Source organism: Gordonia sp. NPDC003425, from assembly GCF_053588635.1.
In genome coordinates, this window is the sequence record NZ_JBSFQI010000004.1 from 249,983 (window position 1) to 269,032 (window position 19,050).

11 protein-coding genes are annotated in these 19,050 nt (G+C 69.1%); 3 read left to right on the forward strand and 8 right to left on the reverse strand.

The genetic code is table 11. The features are described from left to right. Position 1: 1 nt before the first annotated feature. On the reverse strand, positions 2–433 hold the full coding sequence (ruvX, locus tag ACWDTD_RS07465; RefSeq protein WP_449746445.1) for a Holliday junction resolvase RuvX: 432 nt from the start codon (positions 431–433) through the stop codon (positions 2–4). Then, the gene (gene alaS, locus ACWDTD_RS07470; protein WP_449746446.1) at positions 430–3,138 is read right to left on the reverse strand and encodes an alanine--tRNA ligase; all 2,709 of its coding nucleotides are present in this window, start codon (positions 3,136–3,138) and stop codon (positions 430–432) included. Before alaS ends, ruvX begins: the two co-directional genes overlap by 4 nt. 209 nt (positions 3,139–3,347) lie before the next feature. Here alaS and ACWDTD_RS07475 point away from each other — a divergent pair, with 209 nt between their 5' ends. Continuing rightward, entirely contained in the window at positions 3,348–4,289 is a 942-nt protein-coding gene (locus ACWDTD_RS07475) for an SDR family oxidoreductase (RefSeq protein ID WP_449746447.1), read from the forward strand. Positions 4,290–4,297: 8 nt separating this feature from the next. On the opposite strand, the gene ACWDTD_RS07480 is transcribed toward ACWDTD_RS07475, so the two are convergent. From ACWDTD_RS07480 to aspS, 6 genes are all read right to left on the reverse strand, one after another. Beyond that, entirely contained in the window at positions 4,298–5,800 is a 1,503-nt protein-coding gene (locus ACWDTD_RS07480) for a replication-associated recombination protein A (protein WP_449746518.1), read from the reverse strand. Between the two features lie 8 nt (positions 5,801–5,808). Beyond that, positions 5,809–6,978, reverse strand: a complete 1,170-nt coding sequence (locus ACWDTD_RS07485) for a hypothetical protein (protein ID WP_449746448.1) — start codon at positions 6,976–6,978, stop codon at positions 5,809–5,811. Between the two features lie 159 nt (positions 6,979–7,137). Then, a complete protein-coding gene (locus tag ACWDTD_RS07490; protein WP_449746449.1) occupies positions 7,138–8,064 on the reverse strand; it encodes a transglutaminase family protein in 927 nt (308 codons plus the stop codon). Then, positions 8,061–10,817, reverse strand: a complete 2,757-nt coding sequence (locus ACWDTD_RS07495) for a circularly permuted type 2 ATP-grasp protein (protein WP_449746450.1) — start codon at positions 10,815–10,817, stop codon at positions 8,061–8,063. Before ACWDTD_RS07495 ends, ACWDTD_RS07490 begins: the two co-directional genes overlap by 4 nt. Then, a complete protein-coding gene (locus ACWDTD_RS07500) occupies positions 10,814–14,326 on the reverse strand; it encodes a transglutaminase family protein (protein WP_449746451.1) in 3,513 nt (1,170 codons plus the stop codon). The genes ACWDTD_RS07495 and ACWDTD_RS07500 overlap by 4 nt, the downstream gene beginning before the upstream one ends. A gap of 153 nt (positions 14,327–14,479) precedes the next feature. Beyond that, on the reverse strand, positions 14,480–16,312 hold the full coding sequence (aspS, locus tag ACWDTD_RS07505; protein WP_449746452.1) for an aspartate--tRNA ligase: 1,833 nt from the start codon (positions 16,310–16,312) through the stop codon (positions 14,480–14,482). Positions 16,313–16,485: 173 nt separating this feature from the next. Here aspS and ypfJ point away from each other — a divergent pair, with 173 nt between their 5' ends. Then, positions 16,486–17,361 (forward strand): KPN_02809 family neutral zinc metallopeptidase, encoded by an 876-nt coding sequence (ypfJ, locus tag ACWDTD_RS07510; protein ID WP_449746453.1) that lies wholly within the window; start codon positions 16,486–16,488, stop codon positions 17,359–17,361. Next, on the forward strand, positions 17,358–19,019 hold the full coding sequence (locus ACWDTD_RS07515; protein ID WP_449746454.1) for a DUF885 domain-containing protein: 1,662 nt from the start codon (positions 17,358–17,360) through the stop codon (positions 19,017–19,019). The genes ypfJ and ACWDTD_RS07515 overlap by 4 nt, the downstream gene beginning before the upstream one ends. The last annotated feature ends 31 nt before the right edge of the window (positions 19,020–19,050 follow it).

Genomic DNA, 19,050 nt, shown 5'->3' on the forward strand with positions numbered 1-19,050 from the left:
GTCATCGTCTCGAATCCAGCCACCCCTGAAGAATAGCGACCGCGGCAGCCTGATCAATCACCCCACGCGACGACTTGACGCTGCGGCCACTGGCGTGCAGCGCCTGCTGGGCGGTGACGGTGGTGAGGCGTTCGTCGTGATATGTGACCGGTACCGGCGCGATCCGACTGGCCAGTCGGGTGCCGAAGGCGCGCGCCTTGTCGGCGGCGGGACCGCTGGTGTTGCGCAGCGTCTTCGGGAGCCCCACGATCACCTCCACCGCCTCGTACTCGCTGACCAGCGCGGCGATCCGGTCGATGTCGCCGTTGTCGCCCGGGCTATGCCGGACGGTTTCCACCGGCGTGGCGAGGATGCCGTCGGGATCGCACACGGCCACGCCGATGCGGACGCTTCCCACGTCCACCCCGATACGACGGCCCCGCGACACGGTCATCGGGTGACGAGCTCGGCGATCCGGGCGCGTGCGGCGTCGACACCGTCCACGTCGGTCCCCGATCCCTGCGCGAGGTCGGGTTTGCCACCGCCGCGTCCGCCCACCAGCGGCGCGATCTCCTTGACCAGGTCACCGGCCTTGATGCCCGCGGCCCGGGCGGCGTCGGTGGTGGCGACGACGAACGGCACCTTGGTGTCGGCGCCGTCGCCGGTGGCGGAGAACAGGGCGATCACCGCCTGCCGGTCGGCCACCCGGCCGCGCAGGTCGGTGGCGATGCCCCGCAGATCACCGGCGTCGACTCCGGCGAGCAGCCCGCCCACCACGAGCGTCGACCCGGCGGTGACCGCGGTGTCGAGCAATCCCGACGCGGCGGCGCGGGCGGCTTCGGCGCGGACCTTCTCCAACTGCTTTTCCGCGTCGCGCAGGCGGGTGACGAGCTGCTCCACGCGTCCGGGCACCTCCTCCGACGGCACCTTCAGCGACGACGCGAGACCGGCCAGCAGCGCACGTTCCTTCGACAGGTACCGGAACGAGTCCATGCCGACGTAGGCCTCGACGCGCCGCACACCCGATCCCACCGACGATTCGCCGATCACGGTGACCGGGCCGATCTGCGCCGACGACGCGACGTGGGTGCCACCGCACAGTTCCATGGAGAACGGGCCACCGATCTCCACCACCCGCACCACGTCGCCGTAGTTCTCCCCGAACAGCGCCATCGCGCCCATCGCCTTCGCCTCGACCAGTCCGGTCTCGAAGGTGTGGACCGGATAGTTGGCCTCGACCGCGTTGTTGGAGATCTCCTCGATCTGACGACGCTGATCCTCGGTGAGCGGTGACCCGGAATGGAAGTCGAAGCGCAGGTAGCCGGGCCGGTTGAGCGAGCCCGCCTGCGTTGCGCTGGGACCCAGGACGTCGCGCAGCGCCGCGTGCACCATGTGGGTGCCCGAATGGCCCTGGGTGGCGCCGTGCCGCCAGGCCTGGTCGACCGCGGCGATCACCTCATCGCCCTCGACGATCTCGCCCTCGTCGACCACCACCTTGTGCAGCCACACCGACTTGCCGACCTTCTGGACGTCCTTGACCGACAGCCGGACCCCGTCGCCGGTGGTGATGGTCCCGATGTCGGCCATCTGGCCACCCGACTCGGCGTAGAGCGGGCTGCGGTCGAGCACCACGGTCAGTTCGCTGCCGGGTGTGGCCGAACGCACCCGTTCGCCGTCGGACACCAGACCCAGCACGCGGGCCTCCGACACCAGTTCGTCGAATCCGGTGAACTCGGTGGGCCCGCGGTCGAGGAATTCGCGGTACACCGCGGCGTCGGTATGGCCGGTCTTGCGGGCGGTGGCGTCGGCCTTGGCGCGCTGCTTCTGTTCGGCCATCAGCGCGGTGAAGCCGGCCTGGTCGACGTCGAGTCCGGCCTCGGCGGCCATTTCGAGGGTGAGGTCGATGGGGAATCCGTAGGTGTCGTGCAGGGTGAAGGCGTCGTCGCCGCTGATGGTGGTGCGCGAGGCCGCCTTGGTGGCGTCTGCGGCGTCGGCGAAGAGCTTCGATCCCGCGGCGAGGGTCTTGGCGAAGGAGGTCTCCTCGCCCACCGCGACGGTCACGATGTGTTCGCGTTGTTCGGCCAGTTCGGGGTACGACGGCGACATCAGGTCGATCACCTTGTTGATGATCGGGCGCATGGTGGAGCGGGTGCCGGTGGCGGCGCCCTCGAGCAGCCGCACCGACCGCACCACGCGGCGCAGCAGTCGTCGCAGCACGTAGCCGCGGCCGTCGTTGCCCGGCAGTACGCCGTCGCCGATCAGCATCGCCGCGGTGCGGGCATGGTCGGCGATCACGCGGAACCGCACGTCGTTCTCGTGCGCGGCGGAGTCGCTACCGTCGCGACCGCCTGCGCCGTACCGCTGGCCGGTGAGTTCGGCGGCGAGGTCGATGACCGGCTTGAGCAGGTCGGTCTCGTAGACGTTGTCGACGCCTTGCAACAGGCACGCGACGCGTTCGATACCCATGCCGGTGTCGATGTTCTTCTTGGGCAGCGGCCCGAGGATCTCGTAGCCCTCCTTGCCGCCGCCGGGGCCGCGCACGTTCTGCATGAACACGAGATTCCAGATCTCGATGTAGCGGTCCTCGTCGGCCTCCGGGCCGCCCTCGACGCCGTAGGCGGGTCCCCGGTCGTAGAAGATCTCCGAGCAGGGGCCGCACGGGCCCGGCACGCCCATCGACCAGTAGTTGTCCTTCATGCCGCGGCGCTGGATGCGCTCGGCGGGCACCCCGATCTCGTCGCGCCAGATGGCCTCGGCCTCGTCGTCGTCGAGGTAGACCGTGGGCCACAGCTTCTCGGGTTCGATGCCGTAGCCGCCGTCGGCGACGCTGTTGGTGAGCAGTGTCCAGGCAAACGTGATGGCCTCACGTTTGAAGTAGTCGCCGAAGGAGAAGTTGCCCGCCATCTGGAAGAACGTGTTGTGACGGGTGGTGATGCCCACCTCGTCGATGTCGAGGGTGCGTACGCACTTCTGCACGCTGGTCGCGCGGTGATATGGCGGTGTCTGCTCACCGAGGAAGTACGGCTTGAACGGCACCATGCCGGCGTTGACGAAGAGCAGGTTGGGGTCGTCGAGGATGAGCGAGGCACTGGGCACCTCGGTGTGTCCGGCCTTGATGAAGTGATCCAGGAAGCGTTGCCGGATCTCATGCGTCTGCACTGGGAGTCGTCCTCGGTCGTTGGGTCTGCGACATACCAGCCTACCGTCGGGAACCGAACCGGCCGGTAGGCGGTGTTGACCGGCGCCTGCGTCAGCCACGGATCAACAGTCCGTGGTTGTTTCCCGCCATCCCGGGCAGGGTGGTCGGCAGGGCACCCGATCGAGTCCGGTTGGCCCACCCACCCGGCACCCGAAGCAGGAGTGAAGAGATGAAACCTCGTGAGTACGACCTGTCGATCCCGGACCTCACCGGCATGCGCGCGGTGGTCACCGGCGGGAGCGACGGAATCGGGTTGCGGATCGCGACCAGACTCGCGAGTGCGGGCGCCGACGTCGTGTTGCCGGTGCGCAATCAGGCAAAGGGAGAACATGCGCTCGCCGGCATCCGCGATGCCGATCCGGGCGCACGGGTTTCCCTGCGCGAACTCGACCTGTCGTCCCTGGAATCGGTCGCCGCTCTCGGCGAGACCCTGCGCTCCGAGGGCGATCCCATCCACATCCTGATCAACAATGCGGGCGTGATGACGCCACCGGATCGTCAGACGACACGAGATGGGTTCGAGTTGCAGTTCGGCACGAATCATCTCGGTCACTTTGCGCTGACCGCACAGCTGCTTCCGCTGCTGCGGGACGGCCACGCGAGGGTCACCTCACAGACCTCCATCGCGGCCCGATCGGGCGAGATCAACTGGGACGACCTGAATTGGGACCATCGCTACGACGGCATGGCCGCCTACCGGCAGTCAAAGATCGCGGTGGCGCTCTTCGGACTAGAACTGAGCCGCCGCAGCGCCGCCGGCGGATGGGATGTCACCAGCACCATCGCACATCCCGGCGTCGCCCCGACCAGTCTTCTCGCCGCACGACCGGAGGTCGGCCGCAGCGGCGACACCGCACAGGTGCGTGTGATCCGCTGGCTGTCGGCGCACGGCCTGCTCGTCGGCACGCCCGACAGCGCTGCCCTGCCCGCACTCATGGCGTCCACCTCGCCCGACTCACGCGACGGCGGGTTCTACGGACCACAGGGCCCCGGCAACGCCGGCGGGCGGCCCGGCGAGCAGAAGCTGTGGAAGCCGCTGCGCTCGACGAGCGATGCGTCGCGGCTGTGGACGACGTCGGCGGAACTCACGGGTGTGTCCTTCCCCGCCTGAACGTCGACTCAGCGTTTGCCCGACCGTCCGCGCCGGACGATCGACCGCAGTTTGGCCAGCCGCGGCCGGATTTCGCGCTCGAACCCGTGGTCGGTCGGCTCGTAGTAGTCGACGCCGACCAGCTCGTCGGGCGGATACTGTTGCGGCACAACACCGTCGGGATCGTCGTGGGGATACCGGTAGCCGATGCCGCTACCGAGTTTCTTGGCGCCGCTGTAGTGGCTGTCGCGCAGTTGAGCCGGAACCGCGCCCGCCTTGCCCGCCGCCACGTCGGCCAGCGCGGCGCCGATGGCGCTCACCACCCCGGCGGACTTCGGCGCGGTGGCCAAATGGATGGTGGCCTGGGTGAGGGCGAGTTTGGCCTCCGGCATGCCGACGAGCGCCACCACCTGCGCCGCGGCCACCGCGGTCTGCAACGCCATCGGGTCGGCCATCCCGATGTCCTCGCTGGCATGGATCATCAGCCGGCGGGCGATGAACCGCGGGTCCTCGCCCGCCGCGATCATCCGGGCCAGGTAGTGCAGCGCGGCGTCGACGTCCGAACCGCGGATCGACTTGATGAATGCGCTGGTCACGTCGTAGTGCTGATCGCCGTCGCGGTCGTAACGGACGGCCGCGCGGTCGATGGCCGCCTCCACGTCGGCGACGTCGACCACCGGAACCTGGGCACGCTCGACCGGATTCTGGGCACGCTCGACCGGATCCTGGGCACGCTCGACCGGATTCTGGGCACGCTCGACCGGATTCTGGGCACGCTCGGCGGGATTCTGGGCACGCTCGGCGGGGTCGGTGCGCAGCACCGCGTCCGCACTCGCCTCCAGTCCGGTGAGCGCCCGGCGGGCATCGCCGCCGGCGACGGCCACCAGGTGGTCGTAGGCCTCGTCGGTGAGGGTCACCGCACCGCCGAGTCCGCGCTCGTCGGTCACGGCGCGGTGTAACACCTCGCGGATGTCGTCGTCGGTGAGCGAGCGCAACTGCAGCACCAGCGACCGCGACAGCAACGGTGACACCACCGAGAACGACGGATTCTCGGTGGTCGCGGCCACCAGCAGCACGATGCGGTTCTCCACCGCATCGAGCAGCGCATCCTGCTGGGTCTTGGAGAACCGGTGTACCTCGTCGATGAACAGCACGGTCTGCTCGCCTGCGGCCAGGCGTCGCCGCGCGGTCTCGATCACCGCGCGCACCTCCTTGACGCCCGCCGACAACGCCGACAGCGCCTCGAAACGGCCACCGGCGGCCTGCGAGATCAGCGACGCCATCGTGGTCTTGCCGGTACCCGGTGGTCCGTAGAGCAGCACCGACGCGGCGCCGGCACCACTGATCAGTCGCCGCAGCGGCGACCCGGGCCCCAGCAGATGCTGCTGGCCGACGATCTCGTCGAGCGATTGTGGTCGCATCCGCACCGCCAGCGGGGCGCCCACCGCGGGTGGAGCCGACGCGGCGCCGCGCATCGAAGCGCTCACGCCTGCCGCATCCATCCCCGACGGTTGCTCGAACAACCCGTCCATGTGATCGGTCAGTCCAGCCACGTCCGCTGCAACGCCGCACCGACCTCGGTGGCGAACGCGGCGATCTCGTGGTCGGTGCCCGCGGCTGTCGCCGCCAGATCCGACCAGCGGTCCACCAGCACTCGCGGATCGTTGGTGTGCAGCGCCCAGTCGTGGGTGTGCTGGGGTGCCGGCACCTCGTCGATGACGTCGAAATCGATCGCGTCCGGGGCCGCGGCCGGCAGCATCCACGAGGTGCACAGCCACACCCACAGCAGACGCGCGGTGAGCACGTCGCGCTGCATCACGCGGTCGCGTTGCAGCGCCGGCCACACCGACACCACCTCCGAGCGCCACGCGTCGACCATCGACACCTCGAGGTCGAGTCGATGCTGCGCCCCGGTGCGACCCATCTGCGATGCCGCGGTGACCAGCGCGTAGGCGATGTCGAGGGTGGCATCCCGGAAGCCGCCCCACTCGTAGTCCATGAACTGCACGCCGTCGTCGTTGAGCAGGATGTTCTCCGGACCCACGTCCGACGGGCTGAACGCCCGGTGCTCGCCCTCGTCGAACAGGGCGCACGCGTCGGTCAGCGACGAGGTGATCACGTCGGGTACCCGGATGCCGAGGGCGTCGACGCGCTCGGCGGCCCGGGCCACCGCGCGTACCGCCTCGTCTCGCAGGATGTCGCGTCCCGCGGTACCGCCGGCCGCGACGCGGCGCTCCAGCGCACGGAAGTCGCCCTCGCCGCCGAAGGTGGCCGCATGCATGCGTCCCAACGCCTGTCCCCAGGCGCTGACCGCGCGGCTGATCTCCACCACGTCGACCCCACCGAGCAACGCGGTCATCGTGGTGCCGCGTCCGAGGTCGGAGAGCACCATCAGCCGGGTGTCGGCGTCCGAGGCGATCAGCTGCGGTCCCGGCCGCGACGAGTTCGGCAGCGCGGTGGCGTATTTGTAGGAGACGATCTCGCGGTGGAACGCGCGCGGGTCCTCGTGGTCGGGCAGGGCCTTGATGACGAGGGTGCGGTCCAGCGACAGCGGGTTCTGCGCGACACGCACCCGGATCACCGAGGTCCGTCCGCTGCCGCCGAGGTCTTCGGGATCGGCCAGGATCACCGCCGAACCCGCACGCTGCGACAGCAGCGCCTCCGCGGCGCGCATCACCCCGGTGATGCGACTCTCTGTGATGACGGTCATGGCATACACCAAGCTACCGAACCGCCTCGGTGCTCGTCATCGGCATTGTCCGAGTTGCAACCGGATTGCTGATGCCGAATTGCCGTGTCACCAGCATGATTCCCTTCTGTTGTGCATGTCGTGAGTCATTCGCGTCGACGTAATTCATTCGGTGTCGCCTCACACCCCGGCAGCCGGATCGACCAGCGGACTCACGTCCACCGACACCTCGATCTCGCTCTTCTTCGCGTCGGTGTAGATCACGCCGCGCAGCGGTGGGACGTCGTCGTAATCGCGTCCCCAGGCGACGGTCACGTGCCGCTCGTCGACCAGTTTGTTGTTGGTGGGATCGAAGGCCAGCCACCGGTCGCCCGGCAGCCACACCGCCGCCCACGCATGGCTGGCGTCGGCGCCGAAGATGCGTTCGGTTCCCGGCGGCGGGTCGGTGGCCAAATACCCCGACTCGTAGCGTGCGGCGAGTCCCACCGACCGCAGGCACGCGATGGCCACCCGGGCGAAGTCCTGGCAGACACCCATGCGGCGTTGCATCACGGTATCCACGCGGGTGCTGATCGCGGTGGATCCGGACCGGTAGGTGAAGTCACCGAAGATGCGCGCGGTCAGGTCGGTGACGGCCTCGATCAGCGGCCGGCCCGGGGTGAAGACCGCGGCGGCGTAGTCGGTGACGGCCGGGGTGATCTCGGGGGGATCGAGGTCGAGCACGAACTCTTCGGCGAGGGTGCCCGGTCCCCCGTCGGGACGCGCCTGTTCCCACGGCCCCTGCACCTCCGGGCTGAGCAACAGGTCCTGATCGATCGGGTCCACGTCGACCACCGACACGGCGGTGACCTCCAGCGCGCGGTGGGGTGTGCGGACGTGAAAATAGGCGTCGATGTTGCCGTAGACGTCAAGTCCGATCGACCGGTCGTCGGGTTCGGGTTCGATCACCGTGCCGGTCTCGTGGACCCGCTGATGCGGCAGGTCGCGGGGAGTGAGATAGCAGCGACCGTACGACGACGAGACCTCGTCGTCGTAGGTGTAGCAGGTGCGGTGGATCACGCGGTAGCGTCGGCGCCCCGACGGCGCGGACGGCACGGGCAGGCTCATGGTTGGCTGCCACCTCCGGCACCCCAGATCGGTTGCCCCATCGGGGGCGGCGCGAACCGGGTTCGCGTGAGGACGTCGGACAGTTCGCGGGAACCCTCACGCAGCGCGGTGAGCAGTTCCACCAGTTCCTCGCGCCGGCCACTGGTGCCGACATGGACGAGGTCGTCGGGGTCGGACCGGCGTAGTTCGGCGGTCATCTCCTCCACCAACCGCTCGGCCGCGGCCGAGCGCAGCGCGTCGGGCAGCGTTGTGAGATCGCGGCGCATCCGGCCGAGTTGGTAGATCATGGCGCGCGGATTGGCCTCGTCGAACAGCAGCAGTTCGGCCACCGTGTCGAGCCGGTACAGACCGCGGTTGCGGCGACGGTAGATCACCGACGACTCGTTGGCGGTGAGATACGACTCGAGCAGCGCCTGCTCCACGTCGGTCTGGTGCGGTTCGGCGAACATCGCGATGGTCAGGTCGGCCAGCGTGATGACACGCTCGACCCGGCGGCCCAGATCCATCAGCAGCCACGCCGCGTCGTGCACCATCGACTCGGCCTGCAGTCCGGCCAGCGCGAGCACCCCGTGCAGGATGTTCTCGTGCGTTCGGGCCAGGTCGGGCCCGAGGTCGAGGGCGGCGTCGCCCAGGATTCCGGTGCCGGCGCCGAGGTCGGTGCGGCTGCGTTCGACCTGACGGTGCAGTGATTCGATGGCCCGCTCGACCGGGGTAAGCACCATCCAGGTGCTCGTCGACAGCTGATCGCGCACCGCGCGGGCGGTGGCGACGAGACGATCCACCGAGTGCGCGACGGTGCCCGGCGCGAATCGGTTGACGGTGAGTTCGGTGATCTTCTCGATCGCCCGATTGACCTCGTCGGGCGACGGGGCGGGTGACGAGTCGGCGACGAGCATGTCGCCGGTGCCCAATTCGAGCGACGTACCGGTCACCGTGGCCACCGCGTGCAGCAGCAGCGGCACCGCCGAGGTACCCGACATCCACGGCCGGTACTGGAAGTCCTGATACCGCTCGCGGGTGACCTTGGCCAGCCTGGTCACCAGTTCGGTGCGCTCCCCGTACCGGCCGAACCAGTACATGTCGGCCAGCACGCGCGGGCTGCCGGCGGCCGCGACGTCCAGATAGCCCGTCGACACCGGACGCCCGGTGGCGATCGGCACCACCTCGTCGGGTTCGCTGCGTGATTCCGACCGCCTCGACACATGCCCGCCGACCTCCGGATTGGTCACCCAGATGTCCTTGGCGGCCACCGAGTGCAATGCGGCACCGTCGATTCCGTCGGCCAGCACCGATCCCAGCCCGCCGGGCATCACGGTGTAGGTGGGTCCCTGGGTCACACTGAAGGCCCGGATCGACACGGGCGCCGCCCGCAGCGCGCCCTGGGCGCGCGCGGGCAGTGCACCGGGGGTGATGGTGGGTGCCACCGAGTAGTGCTCGATCGTGCGGCCCACCCACTGCCAGCCATGGGCGGGGATGCGGGCGGCGAGTTGCTCGCGGGTGGCATGGTCGAGGCCGGCGCCCACGAACTCCTCGCCGGTGCGGATGTTGGTCACGACCATCGAGTCGAGGTCGCCGAGGATCTTGGTGGCCTGCAGCGCATCACCGGCCCAGAAGGTGGGTACCGACGGCAGCGCCAGGTCCTCGTCGATCAGCATGGGTGCCACCCGTTCGAGCACGGTGTGCAGCGCCGGATTCTCCAGCACCCCGCTGCCCAGTGTGTTGACCACGGTGATGTTGCCGCGCGAGATGGCCTCGACGAGCCCGGCGACTCCCAGACGCGAGTCGGTGCGCAGATCCAACGGATCGCAGTAGGCGGAGTCGACGCGTCGCAGCAGCACGTCGACGCGTTTGAACTTGCCCAGCGACCGCATGTACACCGCGCCGTCGCGCACGGTGAGGTCGCTGCCCTCGACCAGCGGGAACCCGAGCACCGACGCCAGGTACGCCTGATCGAACGCGGTCTCCGACATGCTGCCCGGACTGAACACGGCCACCGTCGGGTCGTCGACACCGGGTGGGGCGTAGTCGAACAGGGCCAACCGCAGGGTGCCGGCGAAGGTGGTCATCGGTCGCGGCGCGCAGGCCTGGAACAGTTGCGGGAATGTCCGCGAGAGCAGGCGACGGTCGGCGATGGCGAACCCGATCCCCGATGGCGCCTGCGTGCGGTCGGCGTAAACCGCGAACCCACCGTCGGGCAGCCGCCCCAGGTCGAGGGCGTGCAGGAACAGGGCGTGCGGTCCGGCGACCTCCAACCGGGCCGCCTTACGGATGTAGCCGGGATGCCCGAACACCATCTCCGGCGGGATGAGACCCGCCGTCACCGTCTTCTGATCGCGGTAGAGGTCACGCAGGATCAGATCCAGCAGCACCGACCGCTGGGTGATGCCCTTTTCGAGTTCGGCCCATTCCACGCCGTCGACGACCAGCGGTACCGCATCCATCTGCCAGTCCATCGGCACGGTCTCCGAGCCGATCACCCGGTTGTAGACCACGCCGTCGTCGCGGACCGCACTGGTCAGCCGCGCCGCCGCGGCCTGCAACCGCGCGTCACCGCGCAGGCCGTAGCCGGCGATCAACTGCTCCCAGGCAGGCCGGGCGGCGCCGCCTGCATCGAGCATCTCGTCGAAGTGGGCGGACGTGGCCGCGGGTGCGACACCGCCCGCCTGGAGTTGCGCGAGGTCGAACAGCGCGTAGCCGTCGGAGCGGTATCGGTCGAACACCGCGGGCAGTCCGCCGCCCGCAGAAAGGGTCACCGGAGAACTGTACGTGCCCGTCGGAGGTCCAGAATGCCCGGTACCCCGCTGTCGGTGGCCTGACGGGCCTGACGCTCCCGCAGCAAACCGATGTCGACGGAGCCGCTGGTGTGCCCGGACGCCTCGAAACGACCGTTGCGTCGCGACTCGGCCTCCACCGCGTTGACCGGCGGCCGGTCGTAGGCCCGTCCACCCGGGTGGACCACGTGATAGGTGGCGCCGCCCACCGACCGTCCGGCGGTGGTGTCCACGAGATCGAACGTCAGCGGCGTGTCGATACCGATGGTCGGGTGCAACGCGCTCGGCGGCTGCCACGCCCGGAACCGGATACCGGCCACCCGTTCACCGGCGCGGCCGGTGGAACGCAGCGGGATCGGAAACCCGTTGCAGGTCAGCACGAACCGGTCGTCGTCGGCCCCCTGCACGCGGATCTGGACCCGCTCGATCGACGAGTCGACGTACCGGGCGGTGCCGGTGCCCGTGGATTCCTCACCGAGGGTGTTCCACGGTTCGATCGCGCCGCGCAACTCCACCTCCTGATCGCGGATCTGCACGGTCCCCAATCGCGGGAAGCGGAACTCGGTGAACGGATCGAGCCACGCGGTGTCGAAGGGATAGCCCGCCTCCCGCAGTTCCTCGGCCACCAGCGAGATGTCGGCGATCACGTAGTAGGGCAACAACTGTGTGCCGTGCAGGTCGGCGCCCCAGCGGATCAGCCGCGACCGGTAGGGGCTCTCCCAGAACCACGACACCAGCGAACGCACCAGCAACGACTGCACCATCGCCATCTGGTGGTGCGGGGGCATCTCGAAGCCGCGCAGCTCCAGCAGCCCGAGCCGGCCGCGCGGCGAGTCGGGACTGTAGAGCTTGTCGATGCAGAATTCGGCGCGGTGCGTGTTGCCGGTGATGTCGGTGAGCAGGTGCCGCAGCGCACGGTCGGTGACCCACGGATTGGGCGGTTCCCCGACGGTCGGCGCGGTTGGCTCGCCCTTGGCGTGCTTGCCCGCGACCGCTGTCTTGACGGCGAGCCGATCGATCTCGGCGAACGCGATCTCCAACTCGTAGAGGGCGGATTCGCGCCCTTCGTCGGCTCGCGGCGCCTGTGATGTGGTGCCGATGAACTTGCCGCTGAACAGGTACGACAGCGATGGATGCCGCTGCCAGTAGGTGAGCATCGACACCAGCAGGTCGGGTCGGCGCAGCAGCGGCGAGTCGGCGGGTGTGGTGCCGCCGAGCGTGATGTGGTTGCCACCGCCGGTGCCGCCGTGACTTCCGTCGAGATCGAAGGTCTCGGTGCCCAGGCGCACGTGCCGGGCATGCTCATAGAGCGATTCGAGCAGTTCGGACTGTTCGACGAAACTGTCGGTGGGCTGCACGTTGACCTCGATCACACCGGGATCGGGTGTCACGGTCAGTGTGGTGAGCCGGCCGTCTGACGGCGGCCCGTAGCCTTCGATCACCACCGGGGTGCCGATCTCGGCGGCCGCGTCCTCGATCATCTCGACGATCGCGAGGTACTCCTCGAGTTCCCCGGTGGGCGGCAGGAAGACATACAGCACACCGCCGCGATTCTCGGTCACCAACGCGGTGCGCGGGATGAACTCATCGGGGTCCATCTCGGTCACCGTGTACCCGAGGGCGTCGGCGGGGTCGGCAGGCAGCGGATCGGCGGGCACCGACGGGTCGGCGACGAACATGGTGGGCGCCGGACCCCAGGACAGCGAATCCAGTGGCAGACGCAGACCGGCCGGCGAGGTTCCCGGCGTCAGCACGAGTCGTCCCCGACGCGTGATCCACTGCGCGCTCTGCCATGTGGTGCCGTCCTCGGAGCGGCTCAGCGGCAGCGCATGGCCGGTGGGGCCGGTGACGGCGGCGTCGAGTCTGGCGAGCATGTCCCGACGTGCAGTGACCGAGTCATCGTCGGGTCCGAGGTCGGCGGCCGACTCGTCATCGTCGTCGTCGGCCTCGGCGGCGGCTTTGGCCCACGTGGCCAGGCGCGCGGTGGCCAGGGTGCGATCGGCGCCCGGATCTCCCGGCGGCAGCGCGGCCATCTCGGCCATGCGGACGAGGGGATCCTCGAACAGCGGCATCACCTGCGAGGTGGGTAGGCCCAGGCGGGTGGCGAACGCGGTCAACAGTTTTTCCGCGCCCCCGTTGCCGGTCACGGCATCCGGCGCCGGACCGGCCGTCTCGGTCTTGATGCTCGCCGCCGCCGCGGCCCGGGTGGCCCATGGATCGGCCAGCAACTCCGGGCGACGCCAGACGGGCTGTCCGTCGTTGCGCCACATCAACGCGATCTGCCAGCGCGGCAACGGTTCTCCCGGATACCACTTGCCCTGGCTGCGTTGCACCAGGCCCTGCGGCGCATAGGCCTGCTTGAGGCGGGCCGCGAGTGCCGAGCTCAGTTCGCGCTTGTGCGGACCGTCGGCGTCGGTGGTCCATTCGGGATCGCTCTGGTTGTCCAGTGAGACGAACGTCGGTTCCCCGCCCATGGTGAGCCGCACGTCGTTCTCGGCCATCTTGGCGTCCACCTCGGCGCCGAGTTCGGAGACCCGCTTCCACTGGGAGGCGGTGTAGGGCAACGTGACCCGCGGGTCCTCGTGGAATCGGGTCACCACATTGGAGAAGTCGAGGGTGGCGTGGCAGGGACCGGTGGAACCGGTGATCGGCGCGGCCCCACCAGGATTGGGGGTGGCCGCGAGCGGGATGTGTCCCTCCCCGGCGAACAGGCCCGAGGTGGGGTCCATACCGACCCAGCCGGCGCCGGGCAGATACACCTCGGTCCACGCGTGCAGGTCGGTGAAGTCGGCGTCGGGACCCGACGGACCGTCGATCGATTTGATGTCGGAGGTCAACTGCACGAGGTAGCCGGAGACGAAGCGGGCCGCGAGTCCGAGTTCACGCAGCAACGCCACCAGCAGCCAGGCGGAGTCACGACATGAACCGATCGCGCTCGACAGTGTGTACTCGGGTGTCTGCACGCCCTGTTCGAGGCGAACCGTGTACCCCACCGCTTCGCGCACAGCCTGATTGAGCGCCACGAGGAAATCGATGATGCGTGTCTCGGTGACCGGCTTGTGCGCCGCCGCGAACTCGGCGATCGACGGATGCACCGGCGCACCGGCGAACTCGCCCGCGGTGACGCCCACCGGGCGCAAGAAGATCTCGAGGTCCTCGCGCAGATCCTCCGGGTAGGTGAACCCGTAGTTCTCTGCCCAGTCCTCGATGAAGAAGTCGAACGGATTGATGGCGGTCATGTCGGCGACGAGGCTGACGGTGATCGACAACGACGACGACGGTTCCGGGAACACCAGCCGCGCCATGTAATTGCTGAACGCGTCCTGCTGCCAGTTCAGGAAGTGGTCGCCGGGCTCGACCTTCAGCGAGTAGGCCTCGATCGGTGTGCGCGAATGCGGTGCCGGACGCAGGCGCACCACGTGCGGGAAGATCTTGACGGCACGGTCGAACGCGTAGCTCGTACGGTGTTCCAGCGCCACCTTGATTGTCACCGGTCGCTCTCCCCACAGGTCGTTGATACGGCGGATGCCCGAGTAGAAATCTCATCACAGATGCCGGTACGGCGCCCGCCGGACATCGGGCTCACGGGTCGGACCGGCACCATCGGCGACGTGTCATGTCACCGGTGTGGACAACCGCCGGAACTAGTTGGTGGCAGGAGTGTCGGCGGGGGTCTCGGGCGCCGTCTTGGCCTTCGGCTTGGCGTCGATTCCGGATTCCTTGCGCTGCTGCGCGGTGATGGGGGCGGGCGCCTCGGTGAGCGGGTCAACGCCGCCACCGGACTTGGGGAATGCGATGACCTCGCGGATCGAACTCTCCCCGGCGAGCAGCGCGGTGATGCGATCCCAGCCGAAGGCGAGACCGCCGTGCGGCGGGGCGCCGTAGGCGAAGGCGTCGAGCAGGAAGCCGAACTTCTCCTGCGCCTCGTCGTGGCTGATGCCCATGATCGCGAAGACGCGTTCCTGCACGTCACGTCGGTGGATACGGATCGACCCGCCGCCGATCTCGTTGCCGTTGCACACGATGTCGTAGGCGTAGGCCAGCGCGGCACCCGGATCGGATTCGAGCGCGGGCAGCGATTCGGGCTTGGGCGAGGTGAAGGCGTGGTGCACCGCCGTCCACGCTCCGGAACCGACGGCGACGTCGCCGGCCGCGGTGGCCTCGTCGGCCGGTTCGAACAGCGGCGCGTCGACCACCCAGGTGAACGCCCAGTCCGCGGTCGCCGGATCGATGGGGTCGCCGGGCGCCGGGATCAGGCCCAGACGTGTCGCGATCTCGCCGCGCGCGGCACCGAGCAGGGCGCGCTGCGCCTTGGCCGGACCCGCCGCGAAGAACACGCAGTCGCCCGGGTTGGCGCCGACATGGGCGGCCAGGCCGTCGCGTTCCTCCTCGGAGAGGTTCTTGGCGACCGGACCGCCCAGGGTGCCGTCCTCGGCCACCAGCACGTACGCCAGGCCCTTGGCGCCGCGCTGCTTGGCCCATTCCTGCCAGGCGTCGAGGGTGCGACGCGGCTGCGACGCCCCACCGGGCATCACCACGGCACCGACATAGGGTGCCTGGAACACGCGGAACGGGGTGTCGGCGAAGTAGTCGGTGCATTCGACGAGCTCGATGCCGAACCGCAGGTCGGGTTTGTCGGTGCCGAATCGCCGCATCGCCTCGGCGTAGGTGATCCGCGGGATCGGAGTGGTGATCTCGACGCCGATCACCTTCCACAGGGCCGCGACGATCTCCTCGGCCAGCGCGATCACGTCGTCCTCGTCGACGAAGCTCATCTCGATGTCGAGCTGGGTGAACTCCGGCTGGCGGTCGGCGCGGAAATCCTCGTCGCGGTAGCAGCGCGCGATCTGGTAGTAGCGCTCCATACCGGCGACCATGAGGAGCTGTTTGAACAACTGTGGGCTCTGCGGCAGGGCGTAGAAGGTTCCCGGCTGCAGGCGTGCGGGCACCAGGAAGTCGCGGGCTCCCTCGGGTGTCGAACGCGTCAAGGTAGGGGTCTCGATCTCCACGAAGTCGTGGGCGGCCAACACGCCGCGCGCCGCCGCGTTCACCTTCGACCGCAGGTGGATCGCCGCGTTCGGCGCGTCGCGACGCAGGTCGAGGTAGCGGTACTTCAGTCGCGTCTCCTCACCGGGGGTCTCATCGAGCTGGAACGGCAGCGGGGCCGCCTCGTTGAGCACCTCGAGCGTCACCGCGTTGATCTCGACGTCACCCGACGCCAGGTTAGGGTTCTCGCTGCCCTCGGGGCGCACCTCCACCACACCGGTCACCGCGATGACGTATTCGGCGCGCAGGCGGTGGGCCTGCTCGGCGACCGCCTCGTTGCGGAACACCACCTGGACCAGGCCGGAACTGTCGCGCAGGTCGATGAACACCACTCCGCCGTGATCGCGGCGGCGGGCCACCCATCCGGCGACGGTGACGGTCTGCGACGCGTCGGCGCGACGCAGCGAACCGGCGAAATGCGTGCGGAGCACTGAGTTCCTTCCTGGCGGGACGTGACGCGCACCCGCGCATCGAACATGCGGCCGGGGCGTCGTGAACATCACCGATGGTAGTTCGTGGCGCGTGTGGCCCATCAACCCGGTGTGATGGGTCCGCTCGCGACGGAATCAGCCGGATCGTCGTCGGGGCGTGCGATCATTTCCCCGTGACGTTCAGCGGTAGTGGCTCGATCGACAGCGGTTCCGTCTCCTCCGGCGGTGGCGGTGGAGGAGGCGGCGGCGGACGCATCGCGCTGGGCGGTGGCGCCGGTCTGATCATCACCATCGTGGCCTTGTTGTTCGGCATCAACCCGGGCGACGTCATCGGCGGGTCCTCCGGTCAGGGCGCCACCACGAACTCCGCGTCGCAGGAGCAGATCCAGCAGCACCTGGATTCCTGCACCTTCGAGATGGCCAACAACGGCGACGCGATCTGCCTGATCAAGGCCACCACGAACAGCCTCGACACCACGTGGCCCACGCTGATGAAGGGCTACACCCCGCCGCAGACCAAGATCTTCAGCGGCTCGGTGAACACCGGCTGTGGCGCGGCCACCGCGGCCACCGGGCCGTTCTACTGCCCCGTCGACAAGACCGCCTACTTCGACCCGTCGTTCTTCGCCGAACTCGAACGGATGGGTGGAAGCGACGGCGCCCTCGCCCAGGAGTACGTGGTGGCGCACGAGTACGGACATCACGTGCAGAACCTGACCGGTGCGCTGGCCAAGGGGCAGCGGATGGGCTCGCAGGGGCCGCTGTCGGGGTCGGTGCGGGTGGAGTTGCAGGCCGACTGCCTCGCCGGGATCTGGGCCACGCACGCCGACGAGGGACCCAACGCAACCCTCAAACCGCTGACGCCCGACCAGATCGCGGGGGTGATCCAGACCGCGAAGGCGATCGGCGACGACACCATCCAGGGGGCCAATTCGAACCCGGAGGGCTGGACCCACGGTTCGGCCCAGCAGCGCGCCCGCTGGTTCACCGTCGGCTACAAGTCGGGCGACCCGCGCCAGTGCGACACCTTCGCGACCAACGACTTGTGAGCACCGCTCGGTCGTCGCGGCGCTCGCCGTCGGAGGTGGATGCGATCGCCGACGCGCATGTGGCCGCGTCGGTGAACCTCGACCCGATCCTGGCCACCGAGTACGGCGTCGCCGGGCACGACCGCGTGCTGACCGACTTCTCCCCCGACGCGGTGATCGCGCGCGCGGACCTCAACCGTGCGACGCTGACCGCGCTCGACGCCGCCGAGCAGGTCGATCACATCGACCGCGTGACCGTCGCGACCATGCGGGCAAGTCTGCGCCGTGAACTCGCCCTGGCCGACGCCGGCGAACTGACCGGCGAGTGCAATGTGATCGCGTCGCCCCTGCAGGCCGTCCGCGACATCTTCGACCTGATGCCCACCGACACCGCCGATCAGCGTGCGGACATGATCCACCGGATCGCGGCGATCCCGGCGAGCGTGGCGACGATGATCGCCGGGCTCGACCGCCGCTTGTCGGTGGGCCCGCCCATCGCCGCGCGGCAGGCAGAACTGGTGGCAGCACAGGCCGACGCCGCGACCGACGCCATCTCGGCCAACACCGGGCCACTCGCCGACGACCCACGGTTGGCCGCCGACCTCGACACCGCACTCGCGTCGGCGGGCACCGCCTTCGACCATCTCGCCGAGGTGCTGCGCACCAGGGTGCTGCCGCGGGCCACCGACGACGACTCCATCGGTCGCGACCGCTATCTGCTGCGCCTACCGCACTATCTGGGTACCGACGTCGACCCGGACGAGTCGTATGCCTGGGCGCTGGACCATCTGCGCTCGATCGTCACCGAACAGCAGGCCATCGCCGACGATCTGCTCGGCCCCGGCGCGAGCGTGGCCGACACCCTGGGATTCCTCGACGCCGACCCGCGCTACCAGATCGACGACCGGCACGCCTTCGTGGCGTGGATGCAGGCGACGTCCGATGCGGCCGTCTCCGGTCTGGCGGGCACGCATTTCGACATCCCCGAACGCCTCACCCGGCTGGAGTGCCGGCTGGCGCCGTCGTCGACGGGCATCATCTACTACACCCAGCCCACCGCGGACCTGTCGCGTCCCGGCCGTATGTGGTGGGCGGTGCCGCCCGGCCAGACCGTGTTCCACACGTGGCAGGAGAAGACCACCGTCTACCACGAGGGCGTCCCGGGCCATCATCTGCAGCTGGGGTCGGCGATCGTCGACCCCGATCTGAACTCGTGGCGCAAACTCGCCTCGTTCACCTCTGGTCACGGTGAGGGCTGGGCGCTCTACGCCGAACGCCTCATGGCCGAACTGGGCTGGCTCGACGACCCGGGTGACCGGATGGGCATGCTCGATTCGCAGCGGCTGCGGGTTGCGCGTGTGGTCGTCGACATCGGCGTGCACTGCCGACTGCCCGCCCCGGAATCGCTGGGCGGCGGGATCTGGGATGCGGACAAGGCGTGGCGATTCCTGACCTCGTCGGTCGCCATGGACCGGGCCGTGCTGCGGTTCGAACTCAACCGCTATCTCGGCTGGGCCGGTCAGGCACCGTCGTATGCGCTCGGGCAGCGGGTGTGGGAACAGACCCGCGAGGTGGCGTTGGGCCGGCACCGCGGGTGGTCGCTCAAGGATTTCCACACCCGCGCGCTCTCGCTGGGCGGGGTGAGCCTGGACGTCCTGCGCAGCGAGATGACCCGCTGAGCCGCACTCGATGTAGGCAATGCTTCACACA

Bases quoted from the DNA above. Each gene is read 5' to 3' on its own strand.
- ruvX (WP_449746445.1), bottom strand. From the start codon at position 433: ATGACCGTGTCGCGGGGCCGTCGTATCGGGGTGGACGTGGGAAGCGTC.
- ACWDTD_RS07475 (WP_449746447.1), top strand. From the start codon at position 3,348: ATGAAACCTCGTGAGTACGACCTGTCGATCCCGGACCTCACCGGCATG.
- ACWDTD_RS07480 (WP_449746518.1), bottom strand. From the start codon at position 5,800: ATGGACGGGTTGTTCGAGCAACCGTCGGGGATGGATGCGGCAGGCGTG.
- ACWDTD_RS07485 (WP_449746448.1), bottom strand. From the start codon at position 6,978: ATGACCGTCATCACAGAGAGTCGCATCACCGGGGTGATGCGCGCCGCG.
- ACWDTD_RS07490 (WP_449746449.1), bottom strand. From the start codon at position 8,064: ATGAGCCTGCCCGTGCCGTCCGCGCCGTCGGGGCGCCGACGCTACCGC.